Raw genomic sequence first — 16,800 nt, forward strand, 5'->3', positions numbered from 1 at the left:
TCATTCAACGCGCCAAGCTGGGATGCTGTGACGATGCCTACTGACTCGAAGAACGTGCGGTGGTTCAGCGAGCTCGGCCTGACCGACCTCGATCAGGTCGGGGGCAAGAATGCCTCGCTGGGCGAAATGATCGGCAGCCTGGTCTCGGCCGGGGTCCGGGTGCCGGACGGGTTCGCGACCACCGCCGACGCGTTCCGCCGGTTCGCCGCGACCATCGAGGAGCGGATCAACGCCGATCTGGCGGCGCTGGACGTGGACGACGTCCGCCGGCTCGCCGAAGTGGGCCGCGAGATCCGGGCCACGGTGCTCGAGCAGCCGTTCCCGCCCGACCTTGATCGGGACATCCGGGCCGCGTTCGAGCGTCTCGACGGCGACGGCCAGGGCAGTTTCGCGGTGCGGTCCAGCGCCACCGCCGAGGACCTGCCGGACGCGTCGTTCGCCGGTCAGCAGGAGACGTTCCTCAACGTGCGCGGGATCGACGCCGTCCTGACCGCGATCAAGGAGGTCTTCGCCTCGCTCTACAACGACCGGGCGATCGCCTACCGGGTGCACCACCGCTTCGAGCATGCTCAGGTGGCACTGTCGGCCGGGATCCAGCGGATGGTCCGCTCCGATCTGGGCGCGTCCGGCGTGATGTTCACGATAGACACCGAGTCCGGTTTCCCCGACGCCGTCTTCATCACCTCGTCGTACGGGCTGGGCGAGGCGGTCGTGCAGGGTGCGGTCAACCCCGACGAGTTCTACGTCTACAAGCCGGCCCTGCGCGCCGGGCGCCCCGCGATCCTCAAACGCCGGATCGGCGGCAAGGCCACCAAGATGATCTTCACCGACGACCGTACGGTCGGCCGGACGACCGAGTTCGTCGACGTCGCGGAGGCCGAGCGCGGCCTGCTGAGCCTGACCGACGACGAGGTCAGCGAGCTGGCCCGGCACGCGCTGGTGATCGAGGACCACTACGGCCGGCCGATGGACATCGAGTGGGGCAAGGACGGCCAGGACGGCCTGCTCTACATCCTGCAGGCGCGGCCGGAGACGGTGAAGTCGCGCCAATCGGCCGGGGCGGTGCAGAGCTTCCGGATCACCGACACCGGCGAGCCCCTGATCACCGGCCGGGCGATCGGCCAGCGGATCGGCGCCGGCCCGGTACGGATCATGCAGTCGATCGAGCAGATGCAGTCCTTCGTGGCCGGCGACGTATTGGTCGCGGACATGACCGACCCGGACTGGGAACCGATCATGAAGAGAGCCTCGGCGATCATCACGAACCGGGGCGGCCGCACCTGCCACGCCGCGATCATCGCCCGGGAGCTGGGCATCCCCGCGGTCGTCGGCACCGGCAACGCCTCCCGCACGCTCACCGACCGGCAGGAGGTCACCGTCTCCTGCGCCGAGGGCGACACCGGGTTCGTCTACGAGGGCCTGCGCGACTTCACCGTCGAGGAGACCGACACCGGCGCCCTGCCCGACATCAAGGTCAAGATCATGATGAACGTCGGCACCCCCGACCAGGCGTTCGCTTTCTCCCGCATCCCTAACGCGGGCATCGGACTGGCCCGGCTCGAGTTCATCATCAACCGCCAGATCGGCATCCACCCCAAGGCGCTGCTGCACCTGAACGAGCTCGACCAACCCCTTCAAGACCAGATCAAAACCATGATTTCCGGGTACGCCGGGCCGCGCGAATACTTCGTGCAACGGGTCGCCGAGGGCGTCAGCATGCTGGCCGCCGCGTTCGCCCCGCACCCGGTGATCGTGCGGATGTCCGACTTCAAGTCGAACGAATACGCGAACCTGGTCGGCGGCGAGGTGTTCGAGCCGCACGAGGAGAACCCAATGCTCGGCTACCGCGGCGCCTCGCGGTACCTGTCCGGTGACTTCCAGGACTGCTTCGCGCTGGAGTGCCAGTCGATGCGGTACGTCCGCGACGAGATGGGCCTGACCAACGTCAAGCTGATGATCCCGTTCGTGCGTACGGTCGCCGAAGGTGCCGGGGTGATCGACCTGCTCGCCGCGAACGGACTCAAGCGTGGGGAGAACGGTCTCGAGGTGGTGATGATGTGCGAGGTCCCGTCCAACGCGGTGCTGGCCGACGAGTTCCTCGAGCACTTCGACGGCTTCTCCATCGGCTCGAACGACCTGACCCAGCTCACCCTGGGTCTGGACCGGGACTCCGCGCTGGTCGCCGAGTCGTTCGACGAACGCAACCCGGCCGTGCTGGCGCTGATCAGCGCGGCCATCAAGGCCTGTAAGGCCCGGGGCAAATACGTCGGCATCTGCGGTCAGGGGCCGAGCGACCATCCCGACTTCGCGGAATGGCTGGTGAACGAGGGTATCGACTCGCTCTCGCTCAACCCGGACACCGTCGTGGCAACCTGGCAGCGACTCGGCGCTACGTCTTGAGCTGTTTGATCTGCTGAAGGATCAGGGTCGACATCTCCTCGACCGAGGACGCCGACGAGTTGATCGTCGGTACCTTGTGCAGCCGGAACATCGCCTCGGCCCGGCGTAGTTCGTGGGTGCACTGCTCGAGCGACGCGTACCGGGACCCGGCGCGCCGCTCGGTGCGCACCTGGCTGAGCCGCTGCGGATTGGTCAGCATGCCGAAGCAGCGTTCGCGCAGCTTGCGCAGCGGCCGGGGCAGGTCGACACTCTCGAAGTCCTCGTCGACCAGCGGATAATTGGCCACGAAGATGCCGTGCTGCAGGGCCAGGTACATGGTCGTCGGGGTCTTCCCGCAGCGCGACGGCGCCACCAGTATCACCTCGGCCTTGTCCAGGGCGCGCAGGCTCTGCCCGTCGTCGTGCTCGATCGCGAACTCGATCGCGGCCATCCGGTTGTTGTAGCGCTGGATGTCCCCCACGCCGTGCAACCGTGCGGCGACGTGCATGCCTCGCACCCCCAGCGTCGCCTCGACCTGGTCCATGTGCAGGCCGAAGAAGTCGATGATCGGGCACCGGCTGGTCAGCAGTACCGCGCGGATCTCGTCCACCGCCGCCGTGGTGAAGACCAGCGGGGTCACCGGCCCGTCCATCGCCGCGTCGAGAATCGCGACGACCCGCTGAGCCTCCTCGACGGTCGTGATGAACGGGAAGAGTCTTCGCGCGAAAATGAGATCGGGGAACTGGATGAGCAGAGCGTTGCCCATCGTTTCCGCGCTGATGCCTGTGCTGTCGGACAGAAAGAACACCGGAACGACCTGCTCAACCACCATGGCATCATCCTCTCAGTTCGCCCCGGGACGTCCCCTAGCATCGAGGAGGAACTCATGGATCGGGCGGCCGGAAGGAAGACATGCGACCCCTTGAATCCGCCCCGTCGTAAGTGGCTCCGGGCGGCGGACTGCCCGAGGCGGGCTGCCGAGGAAGTCGGGCGAGCGGGCCTTTCGTGATCAGCCCCATGGCCGCGGAGATCGCCGCCACGCCCATCAACGCCTCGACGTTGTGCGACATCAGGTCCAGGTAGGCGTGCACGGGCAGGCTGCCGCAGGCGCCCGGACGATCACGACCCCGCGCCAGAGTTCCTACCCCCTCCCCCGGCTACACCAAATCCGTGTGGCCCGGCAGCTTACGGGAGCACCAGCCAGGGCTATGGAGGCCAGGGCTACGCAGGTGCCAGGGCTACGGGGCCCATCGCAGCAAGAATGGGGGCGGACGGCCGGGCGGCATGTGCCCCACCATCGTTGACCACCATCGGGCACACCCCTGCGAGCGAAAAGCGCAACGTACGGGGATACCCGCACCGCGTCAGGTCTTTCGGCCCTATTGCCAGGCTCGTCTCTTCGAGACCCTCTCCAGTCGCAGAGACGGTCGACATTAACGATCTTGATCGGACGGCCCGGAAGGCTGACATGTTCCCCAGCAACCCCTTCTACGGCGATGATCCGCTGGTGATCCAGGTACAGGCCTCCGCCAGTGCCGCAGCGGTCGTAACGATGTCGGGTGAGGTCGACGTGTGCAATTACGCGCGGATGCAGCAGGTCGTGATCGATCTTCTTCTGCACAAACGCCCCGCCCATGTCCTCCTCGACATGGGCAAGGTGACCTTCTTGGACGCAGCCGGCATCCGTGCCCTGCTGACCTGCCGCTACGACGCCGAGCAACTCGGCATCCGGCTGAAGATCTGCGCCGCGCACAAGCGGGTCCGCTGGGTGCTCACTGTCTGCGACGCCGAGCACCTGCTCCATTGACCGGGCGTCGTACTTGCCTCGAGCCGGACCACCGGCCTTTGAGGTGCCGCGGTCCGGTGTAACACCCCGCTCACTCGACGACGCCACCGCTATTGACGCCAGCAGCACGGCGTCATGCAGCGCACGCCGTTGACGTAGGGCGCGTCCATCAGCTCGAAAGCCTGGTACATGAGTGCCACAGTGGTGCACGCCTCCTGCTAGCCCAATTGCCGGCAGGATGATGGAATCAGGCCGTCCGCCGGCGGCCAGCCCCAGGCCGATACGCAGCGGTGATGCGGTCCGCAGTATCAGGCTCAGAGGGTCGGTGGTGTCGTTGCCTCCTGGTCGGTCATGGCTGTACCGAGGTCAGCGCCGAGCGCACTGCGGCGGCGTCGGGCAGAGCTAGGCAAGCGGGCAGCAGCTTGGCCAGGGCGGTCAAGTCGACCTCGCGCAGGCGGGCCTTGACCGCCGGCAGCGCTGCGGGCGAGACCGAGAGCTCCGTGACGCCGAGCGCGGTGAGTACCGATCCGGCGAGCGGGTCAGCTGCGGCCTCTCCGCACACACCGACCCGGAACCGCCCGGCTCCAGCGTGGCACACCGCTTCGACGAGCCGGAGCACGCCCGGGTCGAGTGCGTCGCCCAGCGCGCTCAGCTCGGCGTGGCCGCGTTCGGCGGCGAGGGTGTACTGCGTGAGGTCGTTCGTGCCGATGCTGACGAAGTCGACGAGCCCAGCGAAAGCCGCCGCCTTGAGTGCCGCAGCCGGTACCTCGATCATGACACCGAGCTCAAGGCCGGGCGGGCGCACCCCGCCCGTCTCGGCCTGCAGCACGTCGGCGAGGAGCACGTGCACCTGCTGCAGCTCGCCGGGGGTGCTCACCATGGGCACCATGATCCCGAGGGGGTGCTCGTGGGCCACGCGCACGAGCGCGGTGAGCTGGTCGCGCAGTAACTGCGGCGAGGCGAGGGTCAGACGCACCCCGCGCACGCCGAGAAAAGGATTCGCCTCCGGAGCGGAGCGCAGATAGGGCACCGGCTTGTCGCCGCCGACGTCGAGGGTGCGGAAAGTTACCCGCAGCCCGGGCATAGCCTCGGCGATCTGGCGGTAGAGCTGTTCCTGTTCGTCCACACCGGGCGCGGCGGTCCGGTCGAGGAAGAGGAACTCTGTGCGCACCAGGCCGGCGCCGTCCGCACCGAGCCGGGCGGCATCCAGCGCGTCCTGCACCGAGCCGAGATTCGCCTGGACGTGCACGCGCCGGCCGTCGCGGGTGACGGCGGGTTCGCCGGACCGGGCCTGTTCGGCCGCGGCGCAATCGGCCTGCTCGGCGGCGGTCGCGCGGTAGCGGCTGAGCATGTCCTCCGGCGGGTTGACGAGCAGCAGGCCGGTCGTGCCGTCGACGACGAGTGCGGTGGCTTCGGGCAGCTGCAGCACCTCGTCGCCGGCTCCGGCGACCGCGGGGATGCCGCGCGAGCGGGCCAGGATCGCCGCGTGTGAGCTCGCGCTGCCACGCGCGAGCACGATCGCCGTGATGTGCTCGCGGTTCAGGCTCGCGGCCTGAGCCGGGGTGAGGTCGCGGACAACGAGCACCCCTTGCCCGCTCGGCCCGCCGGCGCCGCCGCCGGTGAGCTCGGCAAGCACCTGGTCGCCGACGGCGCCCACATCGTGCCCGCGCTCGCGCTGGTAGGAGTCGGCGAGCGCGGCGAATGCCTGCTCGGCGGCGGCGACGGCCCGGGTCCAGCCGTCCTCGGCGCTGTGCCCCGCGCGGATCGCGGTCTCGGCGGGTCCGGTGATCGCAGGGTCGTCCAGGATCGCCTCGTGCGCCGCGAAAATCGCGGCCTCGGCGGCCCCGAGCTCGGCCTGCGTGCTCGCGGCGAGCCTGGCAAGGGTACGGCGCACCGCCTCGCGTGCGCCGTGCAGACGTCGCAGCTCGGCGTCAGCATCACGCGGGCCGGAGCCGTTGCGGGGTGTGGGCAAAGCGCCGTTGCGGGATTCAGGCACGGTGCGCCAGAAGCGCGCCGGGCCGATGCCGATGCCCGGCGAGACCCCCTGCGGGCCAAGGCTGTTCGCCGCGACGGTTGCCTGCGCTGCCGGTGCGGCTGGCACCGATGTAAGGAGGTCGTCGTCCCCGAAACCGCTGCGCGCCAGGGTGAGCACCGCGTTGAGAGCCTGCTGCGCCGCGGGGCCGGTCGCCTCGACCTGCAGGCGGTGTCCGCGCTCGGCGCCGAGGGAAGCCAGTTGCGTCGGGCTCGTCGCCGCGGCGGGGCCGGCTCCCGTTGTGAGGTTGCGTAGGCTCAGCTGCGCGTCGTGTTCGCGTACGAGCGTGACGAGCCGGGCGATCGGCCGAGCGTGCAGGCCGTGCAGGTTCTCCACCGTGATATCCCCGCGGGCCGCCGGTTCGCCGGGCAGCACGCCGGAGCCGGTCCCGGCCACCGGGCTGTCTTGCTCGCCGAGGTGACGCTGCTTCGCCTGTAGCGCGGCGGCGGCCTCGGCGGCAACCTCTGCGCGTGAGGCGCCGCTAGCGGCGGCGACCGCCGCCGCGACGAGCCCTTCGACGATCGGGGCGGGAGAGAGGGTGACCCGGTCCCGTCCGGTGGGGTCGTCGAGCAGGTCGAGGGCGAGCTCCGTGCTCAGGATGGCGCTGCCGAGGTCCATCAGGACGACGACGCCGTCGGGGCCGTCCACCTTTTTCAGGGCAGCCATGATCTGCAGGGCATCGGTGCCGAGGGTGGTCTCGTCGAGGCCGGCCGCGACCGCCAGGCGCAGGCTGCGCCCGGCGAGCATCTGGGCGGCCAGGTCCACTGCGGCCCGGGCCAGAGCGCGGCTGTGTGAGACGACGACGATGCCAACGCCGTTCACCCGGCCTCCCCGGCAGCAGGCTCGAAGTCGATGCCGGTGTCCAGCGCGGCGCGGAAGAACAGGCAGACGGTCGTGGCGCCGGGATCCTGGTGACCGACGCTACGCTCGCCGAGGTAGCTGGCCCGGCCCTTGCGGGCGAGGAGCGGAATGGTCGCGGCGCAGCCGTCGTCGGCGGCTTTGCTCGCCGCGGCGAGCGCGCCGGCCAGGGGCTCGCCGGCGGCGAGCGCGGCCTCGAACGCCTCGACGGCGGGGGCCAGAGCGTCGTACATCGTCTTGTCTCCAGCCTCGGCCTTGCCGCGTTGGACGACGCCGGCCAGGCCCGCGCGCAGCGCTGTTGCGAGGGTCTCGACCGCAGGTGCGTCCTGGTCGCCCAGCGCAGTGCCCATGCGCAGAAAGAACGTGCCGAACAGCGGGCCGGAGGCGCCGCCGACGGTGGAGATCAGGGTCATGCCGACCTTGGTCAGGCGAGGGCCGCCGCCCGCGGCCGGCTCGTCGAGCGCGGCCGCGGCGGCGGTCAGGCCGCGGTTCATGTTCGCCCCGTGGTCGGCGTCGCCGATCGCGGCGTCGAGCCGGGTGAGCTCGTCCTCGTTCTCGGCCACGAGCCGGGCGAAGGCCCGCAGCCACGCGTCGAGCGCCGTCATGGTCACGCAGTTGGTCATCTCAGACTCCCCACCTCAGGGCCGGGGTGCGCACGGGGGCGTCCCAGAGGCCGAGCAGTTCGTCGTCCACCTTCAGCAACGTCACACTCGCCCCGGCCATGTCGAGGGAGGTGATGAACGGTCCGACGAGCGAGCGCGCCACCGTGACGCCGTGTGCTGCCAGGATGCGCGCGACCTCGCTGTAGAGGACGTAGAGCTCGATCAGCGGCGTGCCGCCCAAGCCGTTGACGAAGGCGATGACGCCGTCGCCGGAGGTGAACGGCAGATCGGCCAGGATCGGCTCGACCAGCAGCTCGGCGAGTTCCTTGGCTGCCACGAGCTTCATGCGCTGCCGTCCAGGCTCGCCGTGGATACCCACGCCAAATTCGAACTCGTCGTCTCCAAGCTCGAACGTCGGGTGACCCACCGCGGGCACGGTGCAGCTGGTCAGCGCCGCGCCCATGCTGCGGCCATTGGCGTTGACCTTGCGGGCGACGTCGGCGACCTGGGCGAGGCTGCGGCCCTGCTCAGCCGCTGCACCCGCGATCTTCTCCAGCAGCACAGTCGCGCCGACGCCGCGCCGGCCCGCCGTCCAGGTGCTGTCCTTCACCGCGACGTCGTCGTCGGTGACGACGGCGACGACCTCAACGCCGGTCTCCGCGGCAGCCATCTCCGCGGCCATCTCGAAGTTCATGACGTCACCGGTGTAGTTCTTCACCACGTGCAGCACACCGGCGCCGCCGTCAACGAGCTTGGTGGCCGCGACCATCTGGTCGGGTACCGGGGAGGTGAAGACCTCCCCGGCGCACGCGGCGTCGAGCATGCCGAGGCCGACGAAACCGCCGTGCAGCGGCTCGTGACCGGAACCGCCGCCGGAAATGATGCCTACCTTGCCGTTGCGCGGAGTGTCGGCACGGTAGATCACCTTGTGCTGGTGGTCGACCTTGAGATCCGGGTGGGCGGCCTCGACACCCTTGAGCGCATCGGAGACGACCGTGGACGGGTCGTTGATGATCTTCTTCACGGGGATTCTCCTCGGTAGCTCAGGCGGCGACGCGCTCGTCGGAAAAGGCAGCGACGCGGTCCGCGGGTGTGCGGCTCATGACGCCGTAGAGCAGCCCGGCGAGAGCGCCCGCGAGCAGTTCCGCGGCCCAATAGACGGGCAGCTGCCTCCAGTGGACCGTGCCGCCGGCCAGCTGCTGCACGAGCATCGGGCCGAAGGTGCGAGCCGGGTTGATCGACGCGCCGGTTGCGGGGGCGACCGGGATGATGGCGGCGAAGACGACCAGGCCGATCGCCACCCCGGCGAAGCCGGCCGCGGCCTTGCGATGGATCACGCCGAAGACAGTCATGACGAGGATGAACGTGCCTACGAACTCGGCCGTGAAGGCCTGCGCCGCGGAGATCCCGGAGTAGGACGCGACGCCAAGACCGACATCGCTGGCCTTGTGACCGAGAACGCCGAGGATCGCCGCGGCGCCGATCATCGCGCCAACAACCTGCGCGCCGAGGTAAGCCGGTACCTGGCTCCAGGGGAACTTCTTCGTCACGGCCAGGCCGATAGTGACCGCGGGGTTGATGTGGTTGCCGCTGATGTGACCGAAGGCGTAGACGGTCGCGACGACGATCGTGGCGAACGCGAAGGAGATCATCCCGAGGTCGGCCATCGTGAATGGCGCCGCGCCGTTGATCATGAGGGTTGCGGGCACCGAGCCCACACCGATGAAGACGAGGAACGCCGTGCCGACGGCCTCGGTGAGAAGTTTCTGGGTCATGGTGGGTTCGTCCGCCATGCCTGCCTCCTTGGTTTCGATGATGACACCGGCGGAGCGATCGGATGGCCGCCCCGTCGACCCGGCTCGGCATGCCCGGCCAGGCTTGTCGGTGGCCTCGCTCCCGCCGGTTCGTGTCGCCTGAGTAGGCTCTCGCCGTTCGAAGAATTTGCGATGATGCCGACGTGCATTCGATAATGTCGAACGTGTGACGGAGGTTACGCCGCAACGGCGGCAGTGACAAGGGGCGGACGCGTGGTTCTCGCAGGGCCTTCGACATGCCGCACAGCACTGCGGCACAATTGAGCTACGCGGGGTTCTCCCGCAGAATCGAGGAGGCGTGGTGATCCAGTCGGTCGACCGAGCCGTACGCGTGCTCAGCGCCCTGCAGGGCAGCCGCCGCATGACACTCACCGAACTCGCCGGAGCGCTCGGCCTGCCCGCCTCGACCGTGCACGGCATCGTCAAGACGCTCGTCGGGCACGGCATGGTCGTGCAGGAGCGCGGCTCCACCCGCTACATGCTCGGCCCGCGCGTGCTGCTGCTCGGCAACGTCTACCTCGACACCCTCGAACTGCGCTCGCGCACCGCGCCCTGGGCGGGGGAACTCGCGCGGCGCACCGGCTTCGCCGTGCGCACCGGGGTGCTGCTCGTCAACGAGGTCGTGATCATCCACCACGAGCCCCGGCCGGACGGCAGCCGGCAGATGCCCGAGGTCGGCATCGTGATCCCCGCGCACGCCTCCGCGCTTGGCAAGGCGATCACCGCCTTCAGCGCCGAGGCACAGAAGACGGCCGGCGAGGCCACGCCGCTACGCAGCATGACCGGTGAGACGCTTACCGACCTTGCGGTACTGCAAAGTCAATGGGACGACGCTGCCGCGACGGGCGTGGCGAGCGAGATGGAGGAGGCCGTGCTGGGCGAGTGCGCCCTGGCCAGCCCGATCTTCGACGCCTTCGACGGGGTGGTCGGGGCGATCGCGGTCGTCGTACCGGCGACCGCATGGCCGGTCGAGACATCGGTGCGCGAGGCGCTGCGCGAAACGGCGCGGGCCATCTCACGCGAGCTCGGCGCTCCTGGCTGGCCCGGTCCGCGCGTGGTCTGAGCCGCCGCCTTCCCAGGCCGCGATCTGGGCGGCGATGCGCTCCATTCGCGTGAGTGGGCGCAGGCCGACGCGGACCACCGAAGCGGCCGCGGCCGCGATCAGCGTAAGCACGAGCGCGGGTCGACGCCGCACCATCGCTGTCGCCGTAGACGTGGTCGTCCGTGTTCAGGGTGTCGCGCGTCTTGGTCCGCTTGTTGTACGGGGCAGCCTTGTACGGTCACGCCCGCATCGATGAGACCCATCCACCGGGTCTACGTGTACGCGGCCGGCGAGCGGTGACCGCAGGACACGAGGCGTTGCTCGCAGCGACCGAGTTCGAGCCGGACCTCGTCGTGCTCGACGTCATGCTGCCCGATCTGGACGGCTTCGAGGTGATCGAGCGTCTGCGGGCGGCCGGTCAGCTGGTGCCCGTGCTGTTTCTGACCGCTCGTGACGCCGTGCAGGACCGGATCTCCGGCCTCGCCGGCGGCGGCGACGACTACGTCACCAAACCGTTCAGCCTGGAAGAGCTCGTGCTGCGCATCCGGGCGATTTTGCGCCGGAGCCGGGGCGCCCGGCCGGACGCCGGCCCCACCGCACTGCGCTACGCCGATCTCGAGCTGGACGAGCAGGCGCACGAGGTGCGCCGCGCCGGCAAGGTCATCGACTTGTCGCCGACGGAGTTCAACCTGTTGCGATACCTGTTGGCGAATGCGGGGCGGGTGGTCAGCAAGGCTCAGATCCTCGAACAGGTGTGGCGCTACGACTTCGGCGGCGACGCGCGGATCGTGGAGCGGCGTACCCGGCTTGCCCTCGGTGATATCCGTACGAAGCTTGTCGAGGTCGAGGTAGTACGGGCCGTCCGTCGTCTCGGCCGACAGGATGCACGACGGGGCCCCGGCGGCCGAACCGCTCGGGCCGGGCGCGGCGGCCCCTTCGGCTGCGGGCTCGTCAGAGGCGCAGCCCGCCGCTCCCATGATCAAACCGCCGAGTCCTATCCCACCGAGAGTGGTGAGAACGGTACGGCGACTCGGGTGTCCGGCGTTTCCGGCGCTCTTGCCGATCGGATTGTCGTCCACGTGCGTTCCTCCAGACCGTTGTCCTGTCTGCTTGCAGCGACGGTAGGAGGGTTGGCTCGGTGTCAGCTCAGAGCGGCCTCAATGTCATCTCCCAACTTCACCGTTAGGTGGAACACCACGGCTGCGGCGGCCCGGACACCGCGCCGCATTCCCGCACGACTGAGCCGGGGCGGTTGAGGGTCCGGCTGGCCCTGCGCGGGATGTCGAGGACCATAGGCAGGAAGCTAGCCGAAATTGTGACGGAGCTCTGACGACCGTTCAGCGACCGCGCCGGATCCGGCACCGAGGCTGTGCAGCTTGTCGCGCACCGGGTCGGCGTCCGGGTGGCCGATCTCGTCGAGGATCTTCAGCGCCTGCCGCCACGCCTGGGCGGCAGGCGCGTCTCGACCGGCGGCGAGCTGGGTGTCGCCGATGTGGACCAGCGTGTCCGCTTCCAGGTAGCGGTCGCACGTCGACCGGTACAACCGCGCGGCGTGCTCGAATGAGGACAACGCGTCGTCGTACTCCCGCAGGTGGTGCTGGGCGTAGCCCAGGCTGTCCCAGGCCGCCGCTTGGCCGTTGCGGTCGCCGATCTCGCGATGTCCCTCGATCGCTTGCCGGCACCGGTCCACGGCCTGGGCGTACTCGCCCAGCAGGATGTGCGTCCAGCCGACCTCGTTGTGCACGCTGGCCTGCCCGCTGGCCCACCCGCTCGACCGGTACAGATCACTGGCGATCCGGTAGTGGTCCAGCGCCTCGTGATGGCGCCCCCGCTGATTGGCCAAGAAGGCGAACAGGCGATGTGTCCGCGCCCCGCCGTTGCGGTCACCGATCTCGGCGAAAAGCTCCAGCGCCCGGTTCAGGTGCAGGTCCGCCTCCGCCCATCGCCGCAGCCGGCCATTGACGAAGCCGAGCGACCGCAGCGTGCAGGCCTGGCCGTGCCGGTCGCCGATGCGTTCGGCGACCTGGGCCGCGGTGGACTGCACATTGAATTGCACCGGCCAGGAACCGATCCGGTCCAGGTACAACTCCAGCGCGGTAGCCAGCTGCCAGCTGTGCCGGCCGCTGCCGTGGCGGGCGTCCTGCTCGATCGCCGCGATCAGGACGGCCTGTTCGGTGTCGAGCCAGGCCACGGCGGCCGGCTGATCGAGCACGGTGACCGGGTCGGCGCCGACGACCGGTGGCTCGAGTTCCAGGCGTTCCCGGCCGGGAAACAGGACACTGCTCGCGGCGTGCGCGCTGTGCAGGTAGTAGTCGTACAGGCGGCGACGGGCCCCGGCCGTCTCCTCGGCGGATTCCGGCTGCCGGGCGAGTTCCCCGGCGTACGCCCGCAGCAGGTCGTGGCAACCGAAGCGCCCCGGCACGGTCTCCACGATGAGGTGGGCGCGCAGCAGCTCGCTGAGCTGCGGTCGCAGCTGCGCGGCGGTCTGCCGGGTCAGGCGTGCCGTCGCTGCGAGCGAACAGTCCGGCCCCGGATGCAGCGCCATCAGCCGGAACAACCGCGCGGCGGCGGGCGTGAGGGTGCGGTACGACCAGGCGAAGACCGACCGGGCGTCGGAGCCCGGCGACTCCCCGGAGAACGCATCCAAGCTGCCGTGCGCGGCACACAACTTCTCGGCGATGGAATGCAGCGAGAACCCGCGGTTCATCGCGGCCCGGGCACTCACCATGGCCAGGATCAGCGGCAGGCGGCCGGACAGCTCGATGATGTCCGCGACGGCACGGGGTTCCAGGCCGACCCGGGCCGCCCCGATCCGGCGGGACAGGAGCTCCCTGGCCTCCGCGTGCGGCATCAACTCCAGCGTGACGGCCGTCGCACCCTGCGCCGCAACCAGTTCGTAGAGCTGATGGCGGCTTGTCACGATGGTGAAGCAGCCGGGCGCGCCGGGCAGCAGCGACCGGACGTGCTCACTGTCCCGAACATTGTCCAGCACGATCAGCACCCGGCGACCGGCGAGCAGGCTCCGGAACAGCGCGGCCTGCGCCTCCAGGCTGGGCGGCACGCGATGCGGCGGCACACCCAGGGCGTCCAGAAAGCGCAGCATCACCTCGGCCGGGCTGGTGACCACGCCACTCGGATGAAATCCGCGCAGATCGGCATAGAGCTGTCCGTCCGGGAACAGATGGGCGACCTGATGGGCCCAGTGCACGGCGAGCGCGGTCTTGCCCACGCCGGCCATGCCACCGACGGTGACCATCGAGGCCGCCCGCGCCTCGGCCGACTCCGACAGCAGCGTACGGAACAGGTCGAGCTCCTGGCGCCGGCCGGCGAAGACCACGAGGTCCATCGGAAGCTGGGCCGGACGCAGCGCGGGCAGGGTCTGCACCTCCGCCGGCGAAGCCGGGGTCTGCGGGGCGGACGTCATCGCGCGCAGCACCTGCTGTTGCGCCGACTGCAGGTCCGGCCCCGGGTCCAGGCCCAGGTCGACGGCGAGGGCGTCACGCACCGACCGGTAGACCTCGAGCGCCTCGGCCTGGTGGCCGGTCGCGGCCAGCACGAGCATCAGCCGCGCCTGCAGCACCTCGTCCAGCGGATGCTCCAGGGCGGCCTGCCGCAGCGCGGCCAACACCCCTTCGGCCACCGCCGGTTCAGCCGCCGGCACCCATTCAGCCGCCGACTTCAGGGCCGACAACCGTTCGCCGTCCACCGCGGTGAAGCTCTGTTGTGAGCGGATCTCCGGCGAGATCCCCGCGGCCGTCGGACCGTGCCAGAGACTCAACGCCTCCAGCAGCTTCCCGGCGGCCTCACCACGCCGGTCCAGCTCCGCGAGCCGAGCCGCCTCCTGGCGCAGGCCGCGGAACCGAAACAGGTCGACGGTGTGCGGGTCCACGTCGAGGCGGTAGCCGCCGGAACTGCGGATCAGCCAGCGGGAGGTGCCGCGAGCCGGCAGGCCCGGCTCGAACAGCCGGCGCAGCGCCCCGATGTGTTGGTGCACCGCGTTCGCCGCGGTGTCCGGTGGCGACTCCCCCCAAAGGATGAGCAGGATTTCGCCGAACGACACCGGGCGATCGACGTGCACCAGGAGTAGCGCCAGGAGCGCCCGGCGCTTGGGCGGCCCCAGATCCAGCTCGGTGTCCCCGCGCCACGCCCGTACCGGGCCGAGCACTCGGAAGTCCACGACGACATAGCGTAGCCCGAGGCGCTTCACACGCGTCTGCACAGAAACAGCCTCCCCGCCACAGGAGCGGAGTGAAGCGATCACCAACATGAGTTTCGCCGATCAGAGCATCGACTATCTTGTTGGAACGGGTTCTGCAGTAGCGGCCGGCTTAACCGGCAGGCCGACCCGTGCCGAGACGAGGGCCATCGTGCTCTGTCAACTGGTCGGCGAGCCGGGTTCGTTCGGCCGGCCAAGCTTGCCGGGCGGCCGCGTCCAGGTGGTCGAAGTCCCGGACGCTCACAGCGCGACGTAGCTCCGCGTCAAACGTCTGATCTTGCTCGAGGGGTGAGTTGCGTGCCTCGTCGAGGAACAGGCCCGCGACCCATCACCAACTGCGACGCCGAGATCGGGCGCTCGACGCAGGAGGCGATCCCGGGCTGATTCGCCAGCTGGATCCGCGAGGCGTCAAACGTCCGTGGCTCCTGGGTGGCTCCTCGTGTTGCCGCGTGGCAAGCTCGTCTTCCGTGATCGATGATTTCGCGAAGGACTACCTGCACGGCCAGCTCAAGGTGACCCGTGAGGCGCTGGTCTGGAAGCTCGACGGTCTGTCCGAGTACGACATCCGGCGTCCCTTGACGGTGACCGGGACCAACCTTCTCGGGCTGGTCAAACACCTGGCGACGTGGGAGGCGAGGTACCTCGGTGAGATCTTCGACCGCCCTTTCCCGGAGCCGCTGCCCCGGTGGCAGGACGCGGACGGCAGCGACCTGTGGGTGACTCAGGACGAGACGCGCGAACAGATCATCGGCTTCTACCAGCGCGCCCGGAACCATGCCGACGCGACGATCACGGAGCTTCCCATTGATGCCTCCGGCTACGTGCCGTGGTGGCCGCGCCCCGACGTGAAGCTGTTCAACATGATGGTCCATGTCCTGCAGGACACCACCCGGCATGCCGGACACGCTGACATCCTGCGTGAGCAACTCGACGGCCGGACCGGGGTGATGGCTGAATACGAGGAACGGATCGACACGGCGGCTCGCGCGACACACCGGGCAAAGGTCGAGCGGGCTGCGCAGACAGCGGCCGGCGGCACGGGCCATGCCGACCCCAACCAACCCGCGACAGCGGAGCAGGGCGCGCGGTAGGCGCGGGACCCGTCCGGGGTGTCCACGACACCAGCGCTCAGAAAGCCTCACATGCTGTAGCCGATCCTCATGCCGCTCCCCCGATCTGCGGCGCGGGACGCTGACGGGAAGTCTTCGCAGCCGGGCGATGCCCGGCGCCCGCATGCTCGAGGATTCGGCGCACCGCGGCGCGGTACTCGGGACCTGCTCCGCCTCGCCCTGCCAGCGAGCCGGCGCGAAGCGGACCCAGCGCATGTCGAGGCCTCCGAGCTGCTGTGGCGGATGCTGCCGCCGTTGACGTTCGCCTCCCACCGCCTGGTGATCGTCGCCGTCCTGGAACCGTGTTACGAGGTCGGTGGCGACGGTTTTGATTACGCCGTGGACGGCGACACGGCGTTCTTCGGCGTGTTCGACACCGTCGGGCACACCCTGCGCTCCGGTTTAGGCACCGCCACGGTACTGGCAGGAATTCGCGCGGCCCGCGCCGACCGCGCCGGCCTGTACGCGATGGCCCGCGCCGCCGACGAAGCGTTGGCGCAGTATCTGCCGGAAGTGCGGTTCACCACGGCAGTGCTCGGCACCCTCAACCTGGAAACCGGGCTTCTGCGCTACCTCAACGCCGGGCACCCTGCGCCGATGCTGCTGCGTCACGGCAAGGTGGTGAACCGTCTGGACCGCGGCAGACGGCTGCCGCTGGGCATGGACGATGCAGGGCTGGAAATCGCTGAGGAGACCTTAGAACCGGGCGACCGGTTGCTGCTGTTCACCGACGGGGTCACCGAAGGCCGCGACCGCAACGGCGCACAGTTCGGCGAGGACCGGCTCGCCGACCTTGTCCGGCAGCACACCACCGCCGGGCTGCCCGCACCGGAGACGCTACGGCGGCTGTGCCACACCTTGCTGGAGCACTACGACGGCCCACCGGCCGACGACGCCGCCATGCTGTACATCGAATGGTCCCAAGCCGCCGCCGACCGGATGACACCATAGGGCTCACTGCG

The 16,800-nt window shown here is 69.6% G+C and carries 11 protein-coding genes and 1 pseudogene; 6 read left to right on the forward strand and 6 right to left on the reverse strand.

The window, feature by feature from the left end; all coding sequences use genetic code 11:
* Positions 1–33: 33 nt before the first annotated feature.
* Positions 34–2,400, forward strand: coding sequence for a phosphoenolpyruvate synthase (gene ppsA, locus AB0368_RS09315; RefSeq protein ID WP_366153312.1), 2,367 nt, complete (start codon positions 34–36; stop codon positions 2,398–2,400).
* Here the strand turns inward: ppsA and AB0368_RS09320 are convergent.
* On the reverse strand, positions 2,390–3,211 hold the full coding sequence (locus AB0368_RS09320) for a pyruvate, water dikinase regulatory protein (protein WP_366153313.1): 822 nt from the start codon (positions 3,209–3,211) through the stop codon (positions 2,390–2,392). The genes ppsA and AB0368_RS09320 overlap by 11 nt on opposite strands.
* 636 nt (positions 3,212–3,847) lie before the next feature.
* Between AB0368_RS09320 and AB0368_RS09325 the strand changes: the two genes are divergently transcribed.
* Positions 3,848–4,186 carry an STAS domain-containing protein gene (locus tag AB0368_RS09325; protein WP_366153314.1) on the forward strand — a complete coding sequence of 113 codons (339 nt, stop codon included), beginning with the start codon at positions 3,848–3,850 and terminating at the stop codon, positions 4,184–4,186.
* 328 nt (positions 4,187–4,514) lie between these two features.
* On the opposite strand, the gene ptsP is transcribed toward AB0368_RS09325, so the two are convergent.
* From ptsP to AB0368_RS09345, 4 genes are read right to left on the reverse strand one after another with little or no spacing between them, the layout of a single operon-like run.
* The gene (gene ptsP / locus AB0368_RS09330) at positions 4,515–7,019 is read right to left on the reverse strand and encodes a phosphoenolpyruvate--protein phosphotransferase (protein ID WP_366153315.1); all 2,505 of its coding nucleotides are present in this window, start codon (positions 7,017–7,019) and stop codon (positions 4,515–4,517) included.
* Positions 7,016–7,678, reverse strand: a complete 663-nt coding sequence (gene dhaL / locus AB0368_RS09335; RefSeq protein ID WP_366153316.1) for a dihydroxyacetone kinase subunit DhaL — start codon at positions 7,676–7,678, stop codon at positions 7,016–7,018. Before dhaL ends, ptsP begins: the two co-directional genes overlap by 4 nt.
* Before the next feature lies 1 nt (position 7,679).
* Positions 7,680–8,681 (reverse strand): dihydroxyacetone kinase subunit DhaK, encoded by a 1,002-nt coding sequence (gene dhaK / locus AB0368_RS09340; RefSeq protein ID WP_366153317.1) that lies wholly within the window; start codon positions 8,679–8,681, stop codon positions 7,680–7,682.
* Positions 8,682–8,700: 19 nt separating this feature from the next.
* The gene (locus tag AB0368_RS09345) at positions 8,701–9,450 is read right to left on the reverse strand and encodes an MIP/aquaporin family protein (protein ID WP_366153318.1); all 750 of its coding nucleotides are present in this window, start codon (positions 9,448–9,450) and stop codon (positions 8,701–8,703) included.
* Between the two features lie 322 nt (positions 9,451–9,772).
* Between AB0368_RS09345 and AB0368_RS09350 the strand changes: the two genes are divergently transcribed.
* The gene (locus tag AB0368_RS09350; protein WP_366153319.1) at positions 9,773–10,534 is read left to right on the forward strand and encodes an IclR family transcriptional regulator; all 762 of its coding nucleotides are present in this window, start codon (positions 9,773–9,775) and stop codon (positions 10,532–10,534) included.
* A 281-nt stretch (positions 10,535–10,815) separates the two neighbouring features.
* A pseudogene (locus tag AB0368_RS09355) lies at positions 10,816–11,379 on the forward strand (response regulator transcription factor); the annotation flags it as partial.
* A 437-nt stretch (positions 11,380–11,816) separates the two neighbouring features.
* Here AB0368_RS09355 and AB0368_RS09360 read toward each other — a convergent pair.
* A complete protein-coding gene (locus tag AB0368_RS09360; RefSeq protein ID WP_366153320.1) occupies positions 11,817–14,690 on the reverse strand; it encodes a BTAD domain-containing putative transcriptional regulator in 2,874 nt (957 codons plus the stop codon).
* 506 nt (positions 14,691–15,196) lie between these two features.
* Between AB0368_RS09360 and AB0368_RS09365 the strand changes: the two genes are divergently transcribed.
* Together AB0368_RS09365 and AB0368_RS09370 are read left to right on the forward strand one after the other, a co-directional pair.
* The gene (locus tag AB0368_RS09365; RefSeq protein WP_366153321.1) at positions 15,197–15,820 is read left to right on the forward strand and encodes a DinB family protein; all 624 of its coding nucleotides are present in this window, start codon (positions 15,197–15,199) and stop codon (positions 15,818–15,820) included.
* A 273-nt stretch (positions 15,821–16,093) separates the two neighbouring features.
* The gene (locus AB0368_RS09370; RefSeq protein WP_366153322.1) at positions 16,094–16,789 is read left to right on the forward strand and encodes a PP2C family protein-serine/threonine phosphatase; all 696 of its coding nucleotides are present in this window, start codon (positions 16,094–16,096) and stop codon (positions 16,787–16,789) included.
* Positions 16,790–16,800 lie beyond the last annotated feature (11 nt).

Origin of the sequence: Actinoplanes sp. NPDC051475 (assembly GCF_040689425.1) — a bacterium.
Classification (GTDB): Bacteria; Actinomycetota; Actinomycetes; order Mycobacteriales; family Micromonosporaceae; genus Actinoplanes.

Excerpts from the sequence above, each read along its gene's own strand:
- ppsA (WP_366153312.1), top strand. The coding sequence starts at position 34 with ATGCCTACTGACTCGAAGAACGTGCGGTGGTTCAGCGAGCTCGGCCTG.
- AB0368_RS09320 (WP_366153313.1), bottom strand. The coding sequence starts at position 3,211 with ATGGTGGTTGAGCAGGTCGTTCCGGTGTTCTTTCTGTCCGACAGCACA.
- AB0368_RS09325 (WP_366153314.1), top strand. The coding sequence starts at position 3,848 with ATGTTCCCCAGCAACCCCTTCTACGGCGATGATCCGCTGGTGATCCAG.
- dhaL (WP_366153316.1), bottom strand. The coding sequence starts at position 7,678 with ATGACCAACTGCGTGACCATGACGGCGCTCGACGCGTGGCTGCGGGCC.
- AB0368_RS09345 (WP_366153318.1), bottom strand. The coding sequence starts at position 9,450 with ATGGCGGACGAACCCACCATGACCCAGAAACTTCTCACCGAGGCCGTC.